Annotated in this window: 15 protein-coding genes; 7 read left to right on the top strand and 8 right to left on the bottom strand. The window is 71.8% G+C overall.

The genetic code is table 11. The features are described from left to right. Positions 1 to 11: 11 nt before the first annotated feature. The 5 genes from CFRA_RS00170 (at position 12) to crgA (ending at position 7,063) form a co-directional block, all read left to right on the top strand. On the top strand, positions 12 to 1,397 hold the full coding sequence (locus CFRA_RS00170; RefSeq protein WP_075664754.1) for an FtsW/RodA/SpoVE family cell cycle protein: 1,386 nt from the start codon (positions 12 to 14) through the stop codon (positions 1,395 to 1,397). Continuing rightward, positions 1,398 to 2,843 carry a penicillin-binding transpeptidase domain-containing protein gene (locus tag CFRA_RS00165; protein WP_075662948.1) on the top strand — a complete coding sequence of 482 codons (1,446 nt, stop codon included), beginning with the start codon at positions 1,398 to 1,400 and terminating at the stop codon, positions 2,841 to 2,843. 139 nt (positions 2,844 to 2,982) lie between these two features. Further along, the gene (locus CFRA_RS00160; RefSeq protein WP_075662947.1) at positions 2,983 to 4,518 is read left to right on the top strand and encodes a serine/threonine-protein kinase; all 1,536 of its coding nucleotides are present in this window, start codon (positions 2,983 to 2,985) and stop codon (positions 4,516 to 4,518) included. Continuing rightward, positions 4,515 to 6,512: a Stk1 family PASTA domain-containing Ser/Thr kinase gene (gene pknB / locus CFRA_RS00155; RefSeq protein ID WP_075662946.1), complete on the top strand. Its 1,998-nt coding sequence runs from the start codon at positions 4,515 to 4,517 to the stop codon at positions 6,510 to 6,512. Before CFRA_RS00160 ends, pknB begins: the two co-directional genes overlap by 4 nt. Positions 6,513 to 6,787: 275 nt before the next feature. After that, positions 6,788 to 7,063, top strand: coding sequence for a cell division protein CrgA (crgA, locus tag CFRA_RS00150; protein ID WP_075662945.1), 276 nt, complete (start codon positions 6,788 to 6,790; stop codon positions 7,061 to 7,063). Positions 7,064 to 7,235: 172 nt separating this feature from the next. On the opposite strand, the gene CFRA_RS11750 is transcribed toward crgA, so the two are convergent. Next, positions 7,236 to 8,054: a cytochrome b/b6 domain-containing protein gene (locus CFRA_RS11750; protein WP_245797594.1), complete on the bottom strand. Its 819-nt coding sequence runs from the start codon at positions 8,052 to 8,054 to the stop codon at positions 7,236 to 7,238. A gap of 1,402 nt (positions 8,055 to 9,456) precedes the next feature. Continuing rightward, positions 9,457 to 10,230, bottom strand: coding sequence for an SDR family NAD(P)-dependent oxidoreductase (locus tag CFRA_RS00140; protein WP_075662943.1), 774 nt, complete (start codon positions 10,228 to 10,230; stop codon positions 9,457 to 9,459). 295 nt (positions 10,231 to 10,525) lie between these two features. Here CFRA_RS00140 and CFRA_RS00135 point away from each other — a divergent pair, with 295 nt between their 5' ends. Next, positions 10,526 to 11,965, top strand: a complete 1,440-nt coding sequence (locus CFRA_RS00135) for a dicarboxylate/amino acid:cation symporter (RefSeq protein ID WP_083666728.1) — start codon at positions 10,526 to 10,528, stop codon at positions 11,963 to 11,965. Positions 11,966 to 12,028: 63 nt separating this feature from the next. On the opposite strand, the gene CFRA_RS00130 is transcribed toward CFRA_RS00135, so the two are convergent. From CFRA_RS00130 to CFRA_RS00120, 3 genes are all read right to left on the bottom strand, one after another. Continuing rightward, positions 12,029 to 12,871 carry a Rossmann-like domain-containing protein gene (locus tag CFRA_RS00130; protein WP_075662942.1) on the bottom strand — a complete coding sequence of 281 codons (843 nt, stop codon included), beginning with the start codon at positions 12,869 to 12,871 and terminating at the stop codon, positions 12,029 to 12,031. 890 nt (positions 12,872 to 13,761) lie between these two features. Then, positions 13,762 to 14,487, bottom strand: a complete 726-nt coding sequence (locus CFRA_RS00125) for a rhomboid family intramembrane serine protease (RefSeq protein WP_083666727.1) — start codon at positions 14,485 to 14,487, stop codon at positions 13,762 to 13,764. A gap of 361 nt (positions 14,488 to 14,848) precedes the next feature. Then, positions 14,849 to 15,376: a peptidylprolyl isomerase gene (locus tag CFRA_RS00120; protein WP_075662941.1), complete on the bottom strand. Its 528-nt coding sequence runs from the start codon at positions 15,374 to 15,376 to the stop codon at positions 14,849 to 14,851. A 116-nt stretch (positions 15,377 to 15,492) separates the two neighbouring features. On the opposite strand from CFRA_RS00120, the gene CFRA_RS00115 reads away from it, so the two are divergent. After that, positions 15,493 to 16,605, top strand: coding sequence for a hypothetical protein (locus tag CFRA_RS00115; protein ID WP_075662940.1), 1,113 nt, complete (start codon positions 15,493 to 15,495; stop codon positions 16,603 to 16,605). Here CFRA_RS00115 and CFRA_RS00110 read toward each other — a convergent pair. Genes CFRA_RS00110 through CFRA_RS00100 form a run of 3 tightly spaced genes read right to left on the bottom strand, consistent with a single transcriptional unit; the run spans position 16,602 to position 19,637 of the window. Beyond that, entirely contained in the window at positions 16,602 to 17,366 is a 765-nt protein-coding gene (locus tag CFRA_RS00110) for an ATP-binding cassette domain-containing protein (RefSeq protein WP_075662939.1), read from the bottom strand. The two genes, CFRA_RS00115 and CFRA_RS00110, sit on opposite strands and share 4 nt — an antisense overlap. Beyond that, positions 17,359 to 18,639 carry an ABC transporter permease gene (locus CFRA_RS00105; RefSeq protein WP_211272331.1) on the bottom strand — a complete coding sequence of 427 codons (1,281 nt, stop codon included), beginning with the start codon at positions 18,637 to 18,639 and terminating at the stop codon, positions 17,359 to 17,361. Before CFRA_RS00105 ends, CFRA_RS00110 begins: the two co-directional genes overlap by 8 nt. Beyond that, entirely contained in the window at positions 18,636 to 19,637 is a 1,002-nt protein-coding gene (locus CFRA_RS00100) for a substrate-binding domain-containing protein (RefSeq protein ID WP_075662938.1), read from the bottom strand. The genes CFRA_RS00105 and CFRA_RS00100 overlap by 4 nt, the downstream gene beginning before the upstream one ends. Between the last annotated feature and the right edge of the window lie 37 nt (positions 19,638 to 19,674).

Raw genomic sequence — 19,674 nt, 5'->3', positions numbered from 1 at the left:
GGCGCACGGAGATGGGCCTGCTCATCGCCTCCGCCGTGATCATCGCGGTCATGCTCGTCAACCTCGAGCTCTCCCAGGGCAACACCCTGACCACCGAGCTGCTGTGGGTCATCGGCGGCTACGTCGCGATCTTCACCGTCGCCCACGTGACCCTGTGCCTGGTGGCCAGGGACGCCGACCAGATCATGCTGCCGATCGTCGCGCTGCTCAACGGGCTCGGCCTGGTGACCATCTACCGCATCGACATCGCCCGCGACTTCGCCATGGTCAACCGCCAGGTGCTGTGGACCATGGTCGGCGTGGCCCTGCTCGTCGCCGTGCTCGTCGTCGTGCGCGACCACCGCGCCCTGAGCCGCTACTCCTACCTGCTGGGCCTGCTCGGCCTGATCCTGCTGGCCCTGCCGCTGGTCTGGCCGACCTCCATGAACGCCGACGCGCGCATCTGGATCTCCATCGGCCCGTTCTCCGTGCAGCCCGGCGAGTTCTCCAAGATCCTGCTGCTGCTCTTCTTCGCCCAGCTGCTGGCCACCAAGCGCGCACTCTTCAACGTCGCCGGCTACCGCTTTTTGGGCATGGAGTTCCCCCGCCTGCGCGACCTGGCCCCCATCCTGACGGTGTGGGCCGTGGCCATCGTGATCATGGCCGTCTCCAACGACTTCGGCCCGGCCCTGCTGCTCTTCGCCACCGTGCTGGGCATGATGTTCCTGTCCACCGGGCGGGTCAGCTGGCTGATCATCGGCGGCGTGCTCGTCGCCGTCGGCGGCACCGCGGTCTACCTGGTCTCCTCGAAGATCCAGGAGCGTGTGGCCAACTTCCTCGACCCGCTGGCCAGCTACGACTCCACCGGCTACCAGCTCTCCGAGTCGCTGTTCGGCCTGTCCTGGGGCGGGGTCACCGGCACCGGGCTCGGCGGGGGCTACTCCGCCGAGATCATCCCGGTCGTCTGGTCCGACTTCATCCTCTCCGCCGTCGGCGAGGAGTTCGGCCTGATCGGCCTGGCCGCCGTGATCATCCTCTTCGCCGTCCTGGTCACCCGCGGCTTCCGCGCCGCGCTGTCCGTGCGCGACTCCTACGGCAAACTGGTGGCCTCCGGGCTGTCGCTGACCATCGCCGTGCAGATCTTCGTCGTGGTCGGCGGCATCACGGCCCTGCTGCCGATGACCGGCCTGACCACCCCGTTCATGTCCGCCGGCGGCTCCTCGCTGATGGCGAACTACATCCTGCTGGGCCTGCTGCTCCGGATCTCCGACGCCGCGCGCCGACGCGAGAGCGCACCCGCCGGCGCCACGGCGCCGGCGGCGGGCGCCAACCGTAAGGAAGACGCGGCGCTGCCCGGCGCGGCGTCGTCAAGCGGTCCCGAGACCGGGATCTTCTCCAAGGTCAGGGAGGTGCGCTAGATGAACCGCGCCATCCGCTGGGTCTCCGTCTTCGCGCTGCTGCTCGTGGCGGTGCTGCTGGTCAACCTCAGCTACATCCAGGTCTTCCGCGAGGACGAGCTGGCCCACAACCCGCTGAACAAGCGTGAGTTCCTCCAGACCAAGGAGATCCCGCGCGGCCAGATCTCGGCCGGCGGGCAGGTGCTGGCGGCCTCCGCGGCCGACGAGGCGGGCCTGTACCACCGCTCCTACCCGACCGACCCGGTCGAGTTCTCGCACGTGACCGGCTACCTCTCGGACCGCTACGGCGCCGCCGGCGTCGAGCAGTCCTACAACGGGGTGCTCAACGGCACCGAGGTCGGCGCCGGGCAGTGGCTGGACAAGCTCACCGGCAACGTCGAGGCCGGCAACAACGTCGAGCTGACGCTGCTGCCCGAGGTCCAGCAGACCGCGTACCGCGAGCTGGCCGGCAAGGGCTACGAGGGCTCGGTCGTGGCCCTGCGGCCCTCGACCGGCGAGGTGCTCGCCATGGCCTCGACGCCGTCCTACGACCCGAACTCCGTCTCCGACACGGACCCGGACACCTCCGGCGCCGCGTGGGAGCAGCTGCAGGCCGACGAGGGTAACCCCCTGCTCAACCACGCCACCCAGGAGACGCTGCCGCCCGGCTCGATCTTCAAGATCATCACCACCTCGGCGGCCCTGGAGGGCGACTTCACCCCGGAGAGCACCGTGACCGGCGCGCCGTCGATCACGCTGCCCAACACGGAGACCACGCTGACCAACTACGGCGGCCAGCCCTGCGCCGGCGGCGGCGACGTCAGCCTGCGCACCGCGTTCAAGCTGTCCTGCAACACCGCCTTCGTCCAGGTCGGCGAGGCCGTCGGCGCCGAGAAGTTCGCCGACACCGCCAAGGCCTTCGGCGTCGGTGAGACCTACGACCTCGGCCTCGAGCAGGCCGCCGGCGGCGTGGGCGACCTGCCCGACGACGCCGCCCTGGGCCAGTCCGCGATCGGCCAGCGCGACGTGTCGATGACCGCGCTGCAGGCCGCCGTGATGGCCGGCACCGTGGCCAACGACGGCGCGCGCATGAGCCCGCACGTGGTCAGCCGCATCACCGCCCCGGACCTCAGCGAGGTCAAGAAGGTCGGCGACAAGAAGCTCAACCAGGCCATCCCCGAGGAGGTCGCCGCGCAGGTCACCGACCTGATGCGCGACTCCGAGCGCAACACCTTCGGCGCGACCGGCGCGGACATCGCCTCCAAGACCGGCACCGCCGAGCACGGCGACGAGAACACCCCGCCGCACACCTGGTACGTCGCGTTCTCCCCGAGCGAGGACGCCGACGTCGCCGTGGCCGTCGTGGTCAAGAACGGCGGCGGCGAGGGCGTGGGCGCCACGGGCGGCAAGATCGCCTCCCCGATCGGGCGCGCGGTGCTCGAGGCCGCGCTGCGGGCGACGCAGTAGGGCATGAGGTGACCACAATGGAAACCAGAACGGTAACGAGAGCCACCACAGCCACGACAGGCACCACAGCCTCGACAGGCACCACGATCACCACCGGCACCAGATCAACGACAGCCACGACACGGAAGGGAGCGCGACGATGACCGAGCACGACGACGTCGAGGGCCGCGGTCGCGCCCAGCGACTGATCGGCGAGGACTACGAGCTGCGCTGGATCATCGGCCGCGGCGGCATGTCCACCGTCTGGCTGGCCGTGGACCACACCGACCCGGACAACCCCCGCGAGGTGGCCGTCAAGGCGCTGCGCCCGGAGTTCTCCAACGCGCCGGAGTTCCTCTCCCGGTTCCGCAACGAGGCCGCCGCCGCGGAGTCGCTCGACTCCGACAACGTGGTGCGCACCTACGACTACCGCGAGGTGCCGGACCCCTCCGGCACCGTCTTCTGCTTCATCGTCATGGAGTACGTGCGCGGCGAGTCGCTGGCCGACCTGCTCGCCCGCGAGGGCAGCCTCGAGGAGTCGCTGGCCCTCGACGTGCTCGAGCAGGCCGCCCACGGCCTGGCCGTCATCCACCGCAAGGGCCTGGTCCACCGCGACATCAAGCCCGGCAACCTGATGGTCACCGAGGACGGGGCGACCAAGATCGCCGACTTCGGCATCGCCAAGGCCGCCGAGGCCGTGCCGCTGACGCGTACCGGCATGGTCGTCGGCACCGCCCAGTACGTCTCCCCGGAGCAGGCCCAGGGCAAGGAGGTCACCGCCGCCAGCGACGTCTACTCGCTCGGCGTGGTCGCCTACGAGACCCTCTCGGGCCGGCGCCCCTTCACCGGGGACTCCTCGGTGTCGGTGGTGCTCGCCCACATCAACAACCCCGTCCCGGCGCTGCCGAACTACGTCAGCCCGCAGACCCGCGAGCTGGTGACCACCGCGCTGCGCAAGGACCCCGCCGGCCGCTACGCCGACGGCGACGAGCTGGCCCTGGCGGTCTCCGCGGTGCGCCGCGGCGAGTACCCGCCCCAGCCGAAGTCCGCGGGGCTGGCCGGCCGCGCGCCCGAGCCCTCGCCGACGGCGACGACCGAGGCGCTGGCCTCCGTGGCCCAGCCGACCACCGTGCGCCCGCAGGCCGCCGGCCCCCGGCGCGCCGACGTCGCCGCCGGCCCCGCCAACCGACGCCCGGCCGCCCGGGACGCGCGCGCCCCCCGCAAGAAGAAGGGCGGCGGCTTCGGCACCGGCCTGCTCGTCGCGCTGATCATCGCGCTCGCCCTGGGCGTCGGCGTGCTCGCCGCCGCCTCCGGCCTGCTCGACGGCCTCTTCGGCCGCGGGGAGACGACCACCCCCACCACGCAGGAGGAGACCATCATCACCGAGACGGTGACCTCCTCGGAGGAGCCCGAGGTGCTCACCACCACCCACCGCGAGCCCGAGACCGAGCAGGAGGACACCCCGGAGCGCGAGACGACCCGCGAGGACCACGAGACCTCCCGCGCCCCGCTGCCCGAGTCGCCCAGCCAGCCGGAGCGGCCCACCCAGCCGACCCAGGACGGCGGGGAAATGCCCACGCTGCCGGACACCTCCGACATCGAGGAGGGCATCAACGACCTGATCAACCCCAATAACGGCGCCGCCGAGTCCGGCGCGGGCACCCGCGGCACCACCGGCACCGGAGGTGCGCTGTGACGCTCATCGCGGACCGTTACGAACTCGGTGACGTCATCGGCACCGGCGGCATGTCCGAGGTCTTCGCGGCCGAGGACACGCTGCTGGGCCGCGGCGTGGCCGTCAAGATGCTGCGGCCGGAGATGGCCCGGGACCTCAACTTCCGGGAGCGCTTCCGCCGCGAGGCGCAGAACTCCGGGCGGCTGAACCACCCGGCCATCGTCGCCGTCTACGACACCGGCGAGGCCGAGATCGACGGGCTCGGCGTGCCCTACATCGTCATGGAGCGCGTCTTCGGGCGCACCCTGCGCGAGATCCTGCACGCCGACGGGCCGATGCGCCCGGCCGAGGCCGCCCGCATCCTCGAGCCCGCCTGCCGCGCGCTGACCGCCAGCCACGAGGCCGGCATCGTCCACCGCGACATCAAGCCGGCCAACATCATGATCACCAACACCGGCCAGGTGAAGGTGATGGACTTCGGCATCGCCCGCGCGCTCGACGACTCGACCTCGGCGATGACGCAGACCTCCGCGGTCATCGGCACCGCCCAGTACCTATCGCCCGAGCAGGCCCGCGGCAAGCCCGCCGACGGGCGCAGCGACCTCTACGCGCTCGGCTGCGTCTTCTACGAGCTGGTCACCGGCCGCCCGCCCTTCCAGGGCGAGACGCCGTTCGCGGTGGCCTACCAGCACGTCCAGGAGGACCCGGTCCCGCCGTCGCACCACATCGCGGACCTGACCCCCACCGAGGCGGTCAACGTCGACTCGGTGATCCTCACCGCGATCGCCAAGCACCCGGCCGACCGCTACCAGACCGCCGACGAGATGGCCTCCGAGCTGGAGCTGCTCTCCCGCGGCGCGGTCACCCAGGCCGCCCGCAGCCACGTCAGCCCGGCCGCCGCCGGCGCCGGGTACGCCGACGACGACGGACGGGACGTCGGCAATCAGACGGCGACCACCGTCATGGCCGCAGGCGGCACCCACGCCGCCGAGCGCCCCGCACCCGTCGCCGAGGGCCGCCCGCAGCGCCACGACGACCGCGCGCGTCACCGGCGCGGCGCGTCGAACTGGCCGCGCTGGATCGCCGCGGTGCTCGCCGTGGTGGTGCTCGCCATCAGCGGCGCGTTCGCCTACGACTTCTTCACCAACGAGGACGACAGTGCCACGTCGAGCTCCGCGGTCGCGGTCCCCGACGTGGTCGGCTGGCAGCGCACCGACGCCGAGCAGGCCCTCGAGAAGGCCGGCCTGCGCGTCGACGTCAACGAGGAGCCCAGCCCGGACGTGCCGCGCGGGCAGGTCATCCGCACCAACCCGGGCGCCGGCTCGCGGCTGCAGCCGGGCACGGCGGTGGTGCTCATCGTGTCCTCGGGACGCGAGATCACCGACGTGCCGGACCTGAGCGGGATGTCGCTCGACGAGGCACGACGCACCCTCGAAAACGCCGGGCTGTCGCTCAAGGGCCAGGTCGAGGAGGAGGAGTCCGACTCCGTGCCGGCGGGCCAGATCATCTCGCAGAACCCGGCCGCCGGCAGCCAGATCTCCAAGGGCACCGAGATCGCCGTGACCGTCTCGACCGGCAAGAAGCAGGTGCGCGTGCCGGACCTGAAGGGGCTCTCGCTCGACGAGGCGCGCTCGACGCTGGAGTCGATGGGCCTGCGCGTGGAGCCGAACTACGTCGACTCCCGCGAGCCGGAGGACCGCGTGCTCTCCGTCGACGCCACCGGCAGCGAGGTCGACGAGGGCTCCTCGGTGACCGTGACCGTCTCCAACGGGCGGCTGATCGAGATGCCTTCGATCACGCGGATGACCCGTGCGCAGGCGATCGCCGCGCTGCGTGAGGCGGGCTGGCAGGGTCCGGACTCCGCGCTGACCACCGGCGAGCCGGTGGCCACGGGCGCGCTGACCGACCAGGACAAGATCGCCGTGTCCACCCCGGCCGCCGGCGAGGACCTGCGCCGCGACCAGGCGGTCGAGGTACGCGTCTGGGACTTCCGCCCGGAGGCGCTGCTGCCTTAGCCCTGACCGGATGGCCGGCTGAGGCCGATGCTGATGCTGATGCGGCCGGTGGCGCCCCAGGGGTGCCGCCGGCCGTTTCGTGTGTGGGGCTCCGGGGTGGCGGGGCTTGCGCCGCAACCGGTTCCGGGGCCCGTCCCCTGGCCCGCGCCGGCGCTCGGGGCAGGTGGCCCGCCGCGTGGCCCCCGCGCCGCTGACGTGGCCCGGGACGGCGCTGCTGCTAGACTGTGCGGGTCAAGAACCCCTTACCGACGTTCCATGCATGAGGTGACCCGGCAATGCCCAAGGCGAAGATCACGAAGAGCCAGCCGCTGGCGCCCTCCACGGGCGGCGCGAACGCGAACCGCACCCCGGTGAAGATCAACACCGGCGGCACCCCGGTCTGGTACAAGACCATCATGTTCGCGCTGATGCTGCTCGGCCTGGCGTGGCTGGTGGTCAACTACCTGGCGGGCCCGCACATCCCGTTCATGAACGAGCTGGGCCCGTGGAACTTCGCCATCGGCTTCGGGCTGTTCATCGTCGGCCTGCTGATGACGATGGGCTGGCGCTAGGCCGTACAGCCCGCGCGTCAGCAGCCTGCGCCGCGACGGCAGCAGAGAGAAACCGCCCCGGTTGATCCGGGGCGGTTTTCGGCGTTTCGGGGCCGGGGCGGCGGCGCCGCCCGAGCGGTCGCGACGCCGCCCGAGCGGTCGCGACGCCGCCCGAGCGGGGCGGCGGCCCCGCTCAGCGCGCGGTCACCCGCCCCATCAGGCGCGCGGCGGGCGCCAGCAGCATCGGCCGGGCGGCCACGGTCGCGCCGGCGGTCACGAGCATCGCGACCACAAAGAGCACCGGCCCGAGCCAGCCCGTGGAGTCCTGCGCGGCGAACATCCCGTTGAGGTTCGCGATGACCCCCGTGGTCAGCACCAGGCCGACGTGCACGACGGTGAAGACGCAGAAGTAGATCATCACCGGGAAGTGCAGGGCGCGCGCGACGGTCAGCGGGTAGATCCTCGAGGCCCGCTTCCACTTCATCGACCACCAGCCGCTCATCCGGAAGCCGGAGACGATGGCCAGCGGCGCGGCGACGAAGACGGTCAGGAAGTAGAAGATCTGCTGCAGGCCGTTGTAGTGCACCCAGGCGTGTTCGGTGGGCCAGTCCAGCGTGGCGTACTGCAGCCCCGCGGAGATCGCGTTGGGCACGACCTCCCAGCTGGTGGGCACGATGCGCATCCACTGGCCGGTGGCGAAGAGCAGGACGATGAAGATGATCCCGTTGACGATCCAGGCCAGGTCCACGCACAGGTGCAGCCACAGGGTGATCGAGATCTTGCGTTTGTGGTCCCAGTGCGGCGTCCAGTAGGCCGGCGCACGCCGCTCGCTGCGGATCTGCAGGCCGGTGCGCACGATGAGCGCCATGAAGAAGATGTTGAAGAAGTGCGCCCAGTTCAGCCACGCCGGGAACCCGACGGGCGTGGACTCGGGCGTCGGGGCGCGGCCGGGGTAGCGCTCGATGAAGTCGGCGACGGGCCCGGTGCCGACCAGCCAGCGTGCGAAGAGCACGACGAGGCCGAAGACGACGGCGAGTCCGACGACGGCGCCGGCCCACTTCGCCCAGCGAGGCAGCGCGAACTTCCGCTTGCCGACGTCCCGCCGGTCCCCCTCGGCGGTATCCGCTGCCGTCGCGGTGGTTCCGGTAGTTGCGGTGGCTGCGGTGGCCGTGGAGGCAGCATCGGCCGGGGCCGCGGCGGCCGGTGCGCTGGTACCGGATGCTGGTGCGCTGGCCCCAGGGGCAGAGGGAGCGCCGGGGGCGCTCGCACCAGGTGCGGCCGGAGCGGCGGCACCCGGAGCGGCAGGTGCGCCGGGGGCGCTCGCACCTGGGGCAGCCGGAGCGGCAGGTGCCGCGGCACCGGGGGCCGCGGGCGCGGCGGGAGCCTGAGCGCCCGGGGCAGCAGCGCCCGGAGCAGCGGGAGCACCGGGAGCCTGAGCACCCGGGGCAGCAGCGCCCGGAGCGGGAGAGCCAGGGGCACTCGCGCCCGGGGCGGCGGCACCAGGAGCGCTCGCGCCAGGGGCAGAGGCGCCTGGGGCGGCGGCACCCGGAGCGGCAGGTGCGGCGGAAGCGGCCGGGGTTGCCGGGGTGCTCGAACCGGGGGCGGCGGCTCCCGGGGCGGAGGCGCCCGGAGCAGAAGCCCCCGGCGCAGCGGCACCCGGGGCGGAGGCGGACGGAACCGCGGCGCCCGGCGCGCTCACACCCGGTGCAGCAGGAGCGGCGGGAGCCGCCGGCGTCTCGGGAGCGGCCGGGGTCGCCGGGGCACTCGAGCCCGGGGCGGCGGCACCCGGGGCGCTGGCGCCGGGAGCGACGGCACCCGGGGCAGCCGCGGCCGGCGCAGAAGGCACAGGTTCGGCAGCCCCCGGAGCGGCAGCGCCCGGAGCAGAGGCGGTCGGAACAGCGGCGCCCGGGGCCGCGGCACCGGGTGCCGTCGGCGCGGCCGGGGCCGGCGTGGGAGCACCAGGAACGGCAGGCGCGGCCGGAGCGGAAGGAGCAACCGGCGCCGAGTCATCGGACGCCGAGGCCCCCGACTCGCCGGGAACCGCGGCCCCCGGGGCGACCGCGCCGGGCGCCTGCGCCTGGGGCGGGATCGCCTCGTCGTCCGTGGTCCGCGGCTCGCTGCCGCGCGACGGGTCGGAGGGCGAAGACATGGCGCCTGCTTTCTGGGATCGGGGTGCACTCGGGAATGGGACGCCGGCGCAGATCCGGCGGCCACCGCAGGCCGCGGCGCGGCGAGGGTGGCCTGGTCCAGGACCTGTGGGCCGGGCGTCCCGGTTAGCCGCAAGGATAATAGGACGCCTACGCAGGGCCGAACCGCGCCTGCGGATTCATTCGCGGCGCACGCCACGGCGCACGCGACGACGCACCGGCCCTCCGGAGCGCGTCCCAGCGCGCCACGCGCCGCCGATCCCCGCGCTACTTGATGCCCATGCGGATCGCGCCGTCGAGGCGGATCGTCTCGCCGTTGAGCATCGGGTTGGCCACGATCGCCGAGACCAGGTCGGCGTACTCCTCCGGCCTGCCGAGCCGGGACGGGTGCGGCACCTGCTCGCCCAGCGAGTCCCGCACGTCCTGCGGCAAGCCGGCGAGCAGCGGGGTCTCGAAGGTGCCGGGGGCGATGGTGACCACGCGGATCAGGTCGCGCGAGAGGTCGCGGGCGACCGGCAGGGTCATCCCGGCGATGCCGGCCTTCGACGCGGAGTAGGCCGCCTGACCCATCTGCCCGTCGAAGGCGGCCACGGAGGCGGTGTTGACGATCACGCCGCGCTCCTCGCCGTCGGGCCCGACCGGCTCGTTGCCGCGCATCGCCTGGGCGGCCAGCCGGATGACGTTGAAGGTGCCCACCAGGTTGACGTCGATGACCTTCCGGAACTCCGCCAGCGGGAACGGCCCCTTGGACCCCGCCGTCTTGATGCCGTTGGCCATGCCCGCGCAGTTGACCACCACGGCGAGGTCCCCGCGCGAGTTCGCCGTCTCCACCGCGGCGGCGACGGCGTCCTCGTCGGTGACGTCCGCGGCGTGGAACTCGACCTCGGCGTCCGCGGCGAGCCGGTTGAGTGCGGTCGTGTCCGCGCGCGGCAGGTCGAGGGCGACGACGCGCATGCCGTCGGCGGCCAGTCGGGTGACGGTCGCCAGGCCGAGGCCGGAGGCCCCGCCGGTGACCAGCGCGGTCAGTCCGTTCTTTCGCATGTTGTCCTTCCGGTTGTGATGTGGACCTCAGGGTATCGTGGCAGACAAAACAATGCGGCGGTTTCCGCGGACCGACCGCGACGGGAGCGGGAATACCCTGGACTTTCCCCGGGTTACACCGGAATGTATGCTCAAAGACCTAGTGGTCTGACGAGTATAGACCGATCTGTCCAGAGGATGCGGCGGGGAAGACCGCACACCCCGACACGGCCACCAGTACAACCACCAGCACCGACCGCGCGGGCCTGTAGGCCCCGCGGACGACTGACGAAAACCTTCGACGGGAGCCTCACTTATGAGCGAGAAAGAGACGGCGCGCGCCGCAGACGCCGCGCCTGTGCGCGGCGGCGGAACCGACGCGGCGTCGGCAAGCGACAACGGCCAACAGCGCAAGGGCCTCCTGCCCGGCTGGGCCACCGGCTTCGGCGCGCAGGTCATCGCCGGCCTGATCGTCGGCCTGATCCTGGGCTTCATCGCCCGCGGCCAGGACGGCGGCAGCGGCGAGGGCTGGCTGACCGGCCTGCTCAGCGGCGTCGGCGCGGCCTACGTCCAGCTGCTGAAGCTGATGGTGCCGCCGCTGGTGGTCGCCGCCGTGATCACCTCCGTGGCCAACCTGCGCAAGGTCACCGGCGCGGCGCGCCTGGCCGTGAGCACCCTGATCTGGTTCGCCGTGACCTCGTTCCTGTCGGTGGTCCTCGGCGGCATCCTCGTCGCGCTCGTGCTCAAGCCGGGCGTGGGCACCTCCGTGGACGCCGCCTCGGCCGCCGAGCCGGAGAACACCGGCAGCTGGACCGCGTTCCTGCAGGGCATCGTGCCGGAGAACATCTTCGGCCTGCACGTCGGCATGAGCGACGGCGAGCCGACCCTGAGCTTCTCCGTGCTGCAGCTGCTGGTGGTCTCCCTTGCCATCGGCATCGCCGCGGTCAAGACCGGCCGCGCCGCCGAGCCGTTCCTGAACTTCATGGAGTCCTTCCTGGAGATCATCCAGAAGATGCTGTGGTGGATCATCCGGCTCGCCCCGATCGGCACCGCCGCGCTGATCGGCAAGGCCGTGTCCACCTACGGCTGGGACGCGCTCGGCTCGCTGGGCAAGTTCGTCATCGCCATCTACGTCGGCCTCGCCATCGTCATCGGTGTCATCTACCCGGCCGTGCTGGCCCTCAACCGGATCCCGGTCACCGGCTTCTTCCGCCGCGTGTGGCCGGTGACCAGCCTGGGCTTCATCACCCGCTCCTCGATGGGCGTCATGCCCGTGACCCAGCGCGTCACCGAGCGCCGCATGGGCGTGCCCACCGAGTACGCCTCCTTCGCCATCCCGCTGGGTGCCACGACCAAGATGGACGGCTGCGCCGCGGTCTACCCGGCCATCGCCGCGATCTTCGTCGCGCAGTTCTACGGCATCGACCTGAACATGACGCACTACCTGCTGATCATCTTCGTCTCCGTGATCGGCTCGGCGGCCACCGCCGGCACCACCGGCGCGACCGTCATGCTCACCCTGACGCTGTCCACCCTGGGCCTGCCGCTGGCCGGCGTCGGCCTGCTGCTGTCGATCGAGCCGATCATCGACATGGGCCGCACCGCCGTCAACGTCACCGGCCAGTCCGTGGTCGCCACGATCGTGGCCAAGCGCTCCGGCATCTGGTCCGAGGAGACCTTCGAGGCGGGTGCCGACGGCGAGGTCGAGCACTCCCCGACCATGGCCGAGGTCGCCCCGCAGGCCGTGCGCGCCTGACCTCCCCACAGACAAAGCCCCGGGTCCGTGACCCGGGGCTTTTTCGTGCTTGACGACGCCGCGTCAGTCCAGCACGGAGGTCCCCTCCGGCTTGGAGCGGTGCACGCGGTGGCCGTGGGCGAACATCGTCGGGTAGGCGGCCTGGACCAGCGCGCGGTCCATGCCGTCGGCGTCGTCGGCGACGAGGCCGGCCACCAGGTCCACACCGTGGTCGAAGAGCGCGGGGGCCAGCGGGGTCGAGGGGCCGATGAGCGCGCAGTAGGACTCGGCGGCCAGCTCGATCAGGCGCGGGGCGGAGCCGTTGATGAACGACGAGCCGGAGATGAAGACCATCTCGCAGCGCGGCACGATGAACTCGGCGGCCGGGGGCAGCTCGTCGAGGCCCTCGGGGACCTCGAGCATGTGGAAGTCGCTGGCCGAGTCGAGCGCCGACGGCGCGCCCGGGTGGTGGCCGATGACGGCGACGGTCTTGCCGGCGATGACGTCGCGGAAGGGGTCGAAAACCTGGCCCCACTCGGCCTGCTCGCCGCCGGTGGCCGCGGTAGGCACGAAGCCGTTGGCCTTGGCCGTGGCCCCGTGGGAGTACCAGGCGTTGATCGCGGCGACGGCCAGGGCGCGCTCGGCGGGGGTCCCGGCGCCGATGAGCTCGGTGGCCACCTCGCGGAGGTTTCGGCCGGTGAGCTCGGCGGCGGCGGGCGCGTCGAGCGGGTCGGTGGCGGTCACGCGCGCCATGGCGGCGTCCCAGGGACGCAGTCCCGGGCCGCCGCAGTAGGCGATGCCGATGGAGGCCGCCCCGTCCAGGGAGGCGGTCACGCGCGCCCACAGGCCGGTGGTGGAGGCGGACTCCACCGTGGCGGTCTGCGGGATCGCCTCGATCAACTCGCGGTAGAGGGGCTGCAGGGCCATCTCACACTCTCCTTTCGGTCCCCGGCCCCCTCCCCTTGGGCCCCGGGCCGCGTCGGCCCGGGCCGGCACGGGTGCCGCGGGGCGCCCGGGAGTCCGGGCGTCCCGGGGTGTCCGGGACGCCCCGGAGTCCGACGGTGTGCCGCGGGGTCCGGTGGGGGACCGGTTGTGTAGCGACCAGGCGGTCGACGTTGGAACACCACCGATGATAGCTGTGCTTCACCGGGTGGGGAGCCAAGTTATCCACAGGGTGTGGAGGATTCTGTGGAAGTTGTGACGAAAGAGCGTCTTTCCACAGCGGTGGATGGGGAGGAGGTGAAGCGTCCACCTGCTCCACAATGCGAACAAAAGTTCGTTTCACTGGGGTTTCCGCGCAGTCCACAGGGTTTTCCACAGTTGTGGATCTTCGGGGTATTCGGGAAATTACAAAACTGTAGTTATCCACAATGTGGATAAGCCTGTGGATGGTGGTGAAAGAAAAAGTCACGGTGTGTGGACTGTGGAGGACACGCCGCAGTCTTCCCCATCCCCCAGGTCGCGGCCCTGCCGCCGTGGACTGTAATTCCCACCCCGTGATCACCCCCGGACCGACGCGCGGGTGAACCCCGTCTTGTCCGATCTCCCCCGTGCCCCGTTCCTCCGGGGGCGCTTTCACCCGCAGGATGCCACAGGGCCCCGAAACACGCAGCGCAAGTGCGCTGAATCCCTCACCGGTGACCACTCTGTCGGTCACCCCTCCCCGCTACGGGGCTCCCGGACACACACTGACCCCCGGGCACACACCGACCCCCGGTGCGCTTCCGGCTCCAGGCTGTCCCCGTCCCCGGCGCGCTTCCGGCTCCAGGCTGTCCCCGTCCCCGGCGCGCTCCCCTCCCCCGGACTGGTCGAACCTGTCAGTAACCGCCCGTGATCACGTAGCCGGCCAGCGCGGCGACGACGGCGACGAGAGCCGTGACCAGACCGGCCCGGCGGACGCCCGGGCGACGGGCGGCGAGCAGCAGGGCGACGACGGCGCCGGCGGCCAGGCCGCCGAGGTGTCCCCACAGCGAGACGTTGGCCGCGATGAGCGTGTAGACGATGTTGACGCCGACGAGCGCCAGGGGCGCCCGCAGATCCGCCTTGTTCTTCGCGGCGAGCCCCACCAGCACCGCCATCAGGCCGTAGACGGCGCCCGAGGCGCCGCCGGTGGGCGCGAGCGGGTCGAGCATGAGCACCGCCAGTGCCGAGCCCAGCCCGGAGACCAGCCAGGCCGCGGCGAAGACCCCCGAGCCGTAGGCGCGCTCGATCTCACGACCGATGAACAGCGTCATCAGCCCGTTGAGCACCACGTGCGAGGCGTCCATGTGGACGAACATGAAGCCCAGGGCGCGCAGCGGCCCCAGGCCGGAGAGGAACTCCGGGCCCCAGAGCATCCAGGCGCGCGCCAGCGGGGCGCCGCCGGTGGCGGTGATCGATCGAGCCTGGAAGGCGCAGACCAGCCAGACCGCGAGCATGGCGGCGGTGATGCCGGTGGTCACCGGGACGTCGCGGAACCAGCGCCTCACGATGTCGATCGGCCCGGGCGGGCCGGGGCGTCCCCTCGACGCGAAGTCCGGGCCGCCTGCCGACTGATCCTGCATACCCCGAAAACTACCGCAGCATACCCCGAAAACTACCGCAGCATACCCCGAAAACTACCGCAGCGGCTCAGACGAGGCCCATGCGTCCGCGTCCGGTAGCCGGGAGACCCTGCTCCACACCTCCCGCAACCCTCCACGCACGTCCCGCGCCCGGCGCCACCCTGCGAGTCCCCGTCCACGCACCGGACCCCTTCGCTCTCCCCCGACACACGAAAAATCGCCCTCTCCCGCGCGGTGCGGGAGAAGGGCGGTGCGGCCGGCGGAAGCCGGCCCACGCTCCGACGGGTGGTGCGCGCCGCGGGTGCGGGCGCAGGCGTCGGAAATCGGGCGCCGGTGCGCGCAGGCACCGGCTGCGGAGGGCCTAGGCCTCCTTGACCTCGATGGACTCGATGACCACGTCCTCCTTCGGACGGTCGCGACGGTCGGTGGCGACCGCGGAGATCTCGTCGACGACCTTGCGGGAGGCCTCGTCGGTGACCTCACCGAAGATGGTGTGGTGGTTGTTCAGGTGCGGGGTCGGCGCGACCGTGATGAAGAACTGCGAGCCGTTGGTGCCGGGGCCGGCGTTGGCCATGGCCAGCAGGTAGGCGCGGTCGAAGCGCAGCTCCGGGTGGAACTCGTCCTCGAACTTGTAGCCCGGGCCGCCCATGCCGGTGCCGGTCGGGTCGCCGCCCTGGATCATGAAGCCCTTGATGATGCGGTGGAAGATCGAGCCGTCGTAGAACGGGCCCGAGGTGGTGCCGGCGGCGTTCTCGCTGCTGTAGTCGATGGATCCCTCGGCCAGGCCGGTGAAGTTCGCGACGGTCTTCGGCGCGTGGTTGCCGAAGAGCTCGACGGTGATGTCACCGTGGTTGGTGTGCAGGATCGCGGTAGCGGTCTTGAGAGTCATGTCGGCCAGTGTAGATCACCCGGTGGATCACGCGCCCGCCCGCGCGTGTCGCGCCGCGTGACTACCCTGGGCACCAAACGCACTGACCACAGCCGAACACGCAAAGGATCGCCCCGATGAACACCTCGACGTTGAAGATGGCTCTCGCCGCCGGGAAGGACGCCTGGGAGCGCTACAGCGACTTCCGCGACCGGAAGGTCTCGGAGGCCTACGACGCGCTGCTCGGCGCGGCCGACAACTACGACGACGTCGCCGACGACGTCAGGAAGGCCGGCAAGGACGCCGTCGCCAAGCTCGGCGACCGCGCCTCCGACCTGGCCGACGAGGCCGGCACCCTGACCGCCGAGACCCGCAAGCGCATCGAGAAGGCCCTCAAGGAGGCCCGCGAGAGCTCGCACGACTACCTGCAGGACGCCGCCGACGCCCAGGAGTCCGCCGCCCTCAACGCGAAGAAGATGAGCAAGCGCACCCGCCGCAAGGCGCTCGCGGCGAGCAACAAGGCCGCCGAGAAGGCCCAGAAGAAGATCGACAAGATCACCGGCAAGGCCAAGAAGGACAAGCGCCGCCGCACCTGGCTGCTCGTCGGCCTGGGCACCGCGCTGGCCGCGATCGGCGGCGGCCTCTACTACTGGTTCAGCCGCGAGAAGCAGGACCCGGCCGGCCTGATCCCGCCGCGCGTCGAGGAGCACGCCCAGACCCGCGGCGAGTCCAAGCTCGTCTACTCCACCGAGACCGGCGACGACAAGCCCGCCGCGACCGCCGAGGCCCCGCGCACCCCGCAGGAGGAGACCGTGCTCAAGGCGCAGGCCGCCGAGGGCGGGCTGACCAAGGAGGGCGAGGAGCTGCTGGCCTCGCTCGACGAGCAGCTCGAGCGCCACCGCTCCGAGAACGACGTCATGGAGCGCACCGCCCGCGCCGACGAGGCCGCCGAGGAGATCGAGGCCGAGGACGCCGAGGACTCCGCCAAGCACCGCCTGGTCGAGGACGAGCCCGAGGAGGGCAACCTGGACGCGCTGACGGTCTCCGAGCCCGAGGTCGACAACGAGGTCAGCCAGCACTACATCCGCGAGAACGACGTCGACGCCGAGCCCGCCGGCGGTTCCCGCAAGGTCACCGACGCCGAGGCCGAGGCCGCCGAGAAGGCCGCCCGCGACAACGACGCCCGCGACGCGAAGGCCGAGCACGACGCCGCCGCCAAGCGCGACGCGAAGAAGGACGGCCGCGCCTAGGCGCGCAACTGCTCGGAGATCTCCTCGAGCTCCCCGCCGCCGGACATCTCGAGGGTCAGCTCGTCGAGGCTGGTCTCGTCGTGGGCGGCGTCCATGGTCTGGCGGCCCAGGTTGAGCAGCACGAACCGGTCGCCGACCAGCCACGCGTGGTGCGGGTTGTGCGTGATGAACACGACGCCGAGGCCCCGGTCGCGCGCCGCGGCGATCAGCCGCAGCACCATCCCGGACTGCTTGACACCCAGCGCGGCGGTCGGCTCGTCGAGGATGAGCAGGCGCGCGCCGAAGTGCACCGCGCGCGCGATCGCCAGCACCTGGCGCTGCCCGCCCGACAGGGAATCGACCGGCACGTCGACGTCCGGGATGTCGATGCCCATCTCGGCCAGGGCCCGCGCGGTGGTCTCGCGCATCTCGTCGACACGCAGCCAGCCCAGACGGCCCCTGAGCTCCTGACCGAGGAAGAAGTTGCGCCACACGCTCATCTGCCCGACGACGGCCAGGTCCTGGTAGACCGTGGCGATGCCGTGGTCCAGCGCGTCGCGCGGGCCCGAGAACCGCACCTCCTCGCCGTCGATGAGCAGCTGCCCGGAGGTCTGCCGGTGCAGCCCGGCGAGCACCTTGATCAGCGTGGACTTGCCGGCGCCGTTGTCGCCGAGCACGCAGGTCACCGACCCGGCGCGCACGGCGAAGCCGACGCCGCGCAGCGCGTCGAACGGCCCGTAGGACTTGGTGACGTCACGCAGTTCAACCAGCGGCTCACTCATGGGACTCCCCTTCCGAATTGACGACGTCGCGTCGCTTCCCGTCGCGCGTACCTGCGGCGTCGCGCGCCCCGCGCGCGGCGGTGCCGCGCGCCTCGTCGGACCCGGGCTCCGGGCGTGCGGCAGGCGCGGCGTCGTCAAGCGTGCGGGGCTTTCGCCCCGGCAGGCCGGCGGCGGCCCAGCGCGTGAACGAGTTGTTGGTCAGCACGGCCCACAGCAGCATCGCGCCGAGGAAGAACTTGAACCAGTCCGGGTTCCAGCCGGCGTAGACGATGCCCTGGTTGGTCATGCCGAAGATGAGCGCGCCGATCGCGGTGCCGATGGCCGTGCCGCGCCCGCCGGTCAGCGAACAGCCGCCGATGACGGCGGCGATGATGTAGATGAACTCGTTGCCCACGCCCTGGCCGGCCTGGATCGAGTCGAACATGAACAGGTTGTGCATGCCGACGAACCAGGCGCAGAAGGCGACCGTCATGAACAGGCCGATCTTGGTGGCGCGCACGGGCACACCCACGGCGCGGGCGGCCTTCTGGTCCCCGCCGACGGCGAAGATCCAGTTGCCCACCCGGGTGCGGTAGAGCACCACGGTGGCGATCGCCACGAAGAGCAGCCACCAGAAGACGGTGACGCGCACCTGCACGCCGAAGACGTCCACCGAGGAGGCGAAGAAGGCGCGGGCGGAGTCGAAGCCCTCCATGTCCGAGATCGTCGGGGTGGCCACCTGGCCGGTGACCAGCTTGGTGATCGCCAGGTTCAGGCCCTGCAGCATCAGGAACGCCGCCAGGGTGATCAGGAAGGACGGGATGCCGGTGCGGGTGACCAGGTAGCCGTTGAGCGCGCCGATGATCAGCGCGGTGGCCAGCGAGATCGCCGCGCCGACCCAGGAGTTCAGCCACAGGTTGTAGTTGAGCATGGTCGCCACCAGCGCGTAGGTGGTCACGGCCACGCCCGAGGAGAGGTCGAACTCGTCGCCGATCATCAGCAGGCCCACGCCGACGGCGATGATGCCGATCGTCGAGGACGCGTAGAGCACCGTGGCGAAGGCGTCGAGGCTGCGGAAGGCCGGGGCGACGGCGAAGAAGAGCGCGAAGATCAGGATCGCGCCGAGCAGGCTGGACAGCTCCGGGCGGCGCAGCAGGGACTGCAGTCTGGTGGAGGTCTGCAGGCGGTCGTCGCGGGACGCGGTGGTCTCCGCGCCGGTGCTCTCCGCTCCCGCGGTGCCGGGCGCGCCCGCGGTGCCGGGCGCGGCGTCGGAAATCGGGGTGGCCTCGCTCAACGCAACCCCTCCTTGGCCGCCTCGGCGATCTTGTCGACGTTGGAGGCGTCGACGAAGCTCGGTCCGGTGTAGACCGGGCGCGCGCCGCCGGGCGCGGAGCCGTTGCGGTGGGCCAGCCACAGCGTGTCGACCGCCATGTACCCCTGCAGGTACGGCTGCTGGTCGACGGCGAACTCGACCTCGCCGTCCTCGATCGCGCCGACGAGCTCGGCGTTGGTGTCGAAGGTGGCGATCCTGGCCTCGGCGCCGGCCTGCTCGCGCGCGGAGACCGCGGTCAGGGCGACCGGGGCGACCAGGCCCATGACCCAGTCGACCGAGCGGTCCTGGGAGAGCTTGGCCTGCAGCGTCGACTCGACGGCGGTGAGGTCCATGCCGTTGACGTAGAGCAGCTCGACCTGGCCGCCCGGGGCGGTGTCGTTGAGGCCCTCCTTCAGGCCCGCGCAGCGCGACTCCTGCGAGGAGTTGCCCTGCTCGTGGATGACGCAGAGGACCTTCTTCGCACCCTCCTCGCCGAGGCGCTCGCCGGCCTTGCGCCCGGCGACCTTCTCCTCCTGGCCGAAGAAGGCGGCCATGCCGAAGTCCTGGTAGCGGTCCATGCCGGAGTTCAGGCCGACGGTCGGGATGCCGGCGTCGACGGCGGTCTGGACCACCGGGCCCAGCGAGTCCGGGTTCGGCATGGTCACCGCCAGCCCGTCGACCTGGGAGTCGACGGCGTTGCGGATGAGGTTGGCCTGTTCGGGAAGCTCGGGGTGCGAGGAGTAGCGCAGCTCGATGTTGTCCTTCTGCGCGGCGTCCTCGGCGCCCTTGCGCACCAGGTCCCAGAAGGTGTCGCCCGGCGCGCCGTGGCTGACCATCGCGACCGTCATGCGCGGGGTGTCCACTCCCCCGCCGCCCTCGCCGTCGCCGCCGCGGTTGCGCGGGGCGCCGCCGGTGGCGGAACAGGCCGTCAGGGCGAGGGCGGTCACGACGGCGACGACGGCCGCGAGCGCGCCGCGCATGCCGAGCCCGGCGTGGTTTTCGCGCGCGCCGCGGGTG

Source organism: Corynebacterium frankenforstense DSM 45800, assembly GCF_001941485.1.
Taxonomy (GTDB): domain Bacteria; phylum Actinomycetota; class Actinomycetes; order Mycobacteriales; family Mycobacteriaceae; genus Corynebacterium; species Corynebacterium frankenforstense.
Note: the sequence above shows the minus strand (reverse complement) of the source record. Positions and strands in the feature narration are given on the sequence as shown.

What these genes read in the sequence shown, in the direction of transcription:
- CFRA_RS00170 (WP_075664754.1), top strand. Translation starts at nt 12, where the DNA reads ATGGGCCTGCTCATCGCCTCCGCCGTGATCATCGCGGTCATGCTCGTC.
- CFRA_RS00165 (WP_075662948.1), top strand. Translation starts at nt 1,398, where the DNA reads ATGAACCGCGCCATCCGCTGGGTCTCCGTCTTCGCGCTGCTGCTCGTG.
- CFRA_RS00160 (WP_075662947.1), top strand. Translation starts at nt 2,983, where the DNA reads ATGACCGAGCACGACGACGTCGAGGGCCGCGGTCGCGCCCAGCGACTG.
- crgA (WP_075662945.1), top strand. Translation starts at nt 6,788, where the DNA reads ATGCCCAAGGCGAAGATCACGAAGAGCCAGCCGCTGGCGCCCTCCACG.
- CFRA_RS00140 (WP_075662943.1), bottom strand. Translation starts at nt 10,230, where the DNA reads ATGCGAAAGAACGGACTGACCGCGCTGGTCACCGGCGGGGCCTCCGGC.
- CFRA_RS00135 (WP_083666728.1), top strand. Translation starts at nt 10,526, where the DNA reads ATGAGCGAGAAAGAGACGGCGCGCGCCGCAGACGCCGCGCCTGTGCGC.
- CFRA_RS00130 (WP_075662942.1), bottom strand. Translation starts at nt 12,871, where the DNA reads ATGGCCCTGCAGCCCCTCTACCGCGAGTTGATCGAGGCGATCCCGCAG.
- CFRA_RS00125 (WP_083666727.1), bottom strand. Translation starts at nt 14,487, where the DNA reads ATGCAGGATCAGTCGGCAGGCGGCCCGGACTTCGCGTCGAGGGGACGC.
- CFRA_RS00120 (WP_075662941.1), bottom strand. Translation starts at nt 15,376, where the DNA reads ATGACTCTCAAGACCGCTACCGCGATCCTGCACACCAACCACGGTGAC.
- CFRA_RS00115 (WP_075662940.1), top strand. Translation starts at nt 15,493, where the DNA reads ATGAACACCTCGACGTTGAAGATGGCTCTCGCCGCCGGGAAGGACGCC.
- CFRA_RS00110 (WP_075662939.1), bottom strand. Translation starts at nt 17,366, where the DNA reads ATGAGTGAGCCGCTGGTTGAACTGCGTGACGTCACCAAGTCCTACGGG.
- CFRA_RS00100 (WP_075662938.1), bottom strand. Translation starts at nt 19,637, where the DNA reads ATGCGCGGCGCGCTCGCGGCCGTCGTCGCCGTCGTGACCGCCCTCGCC.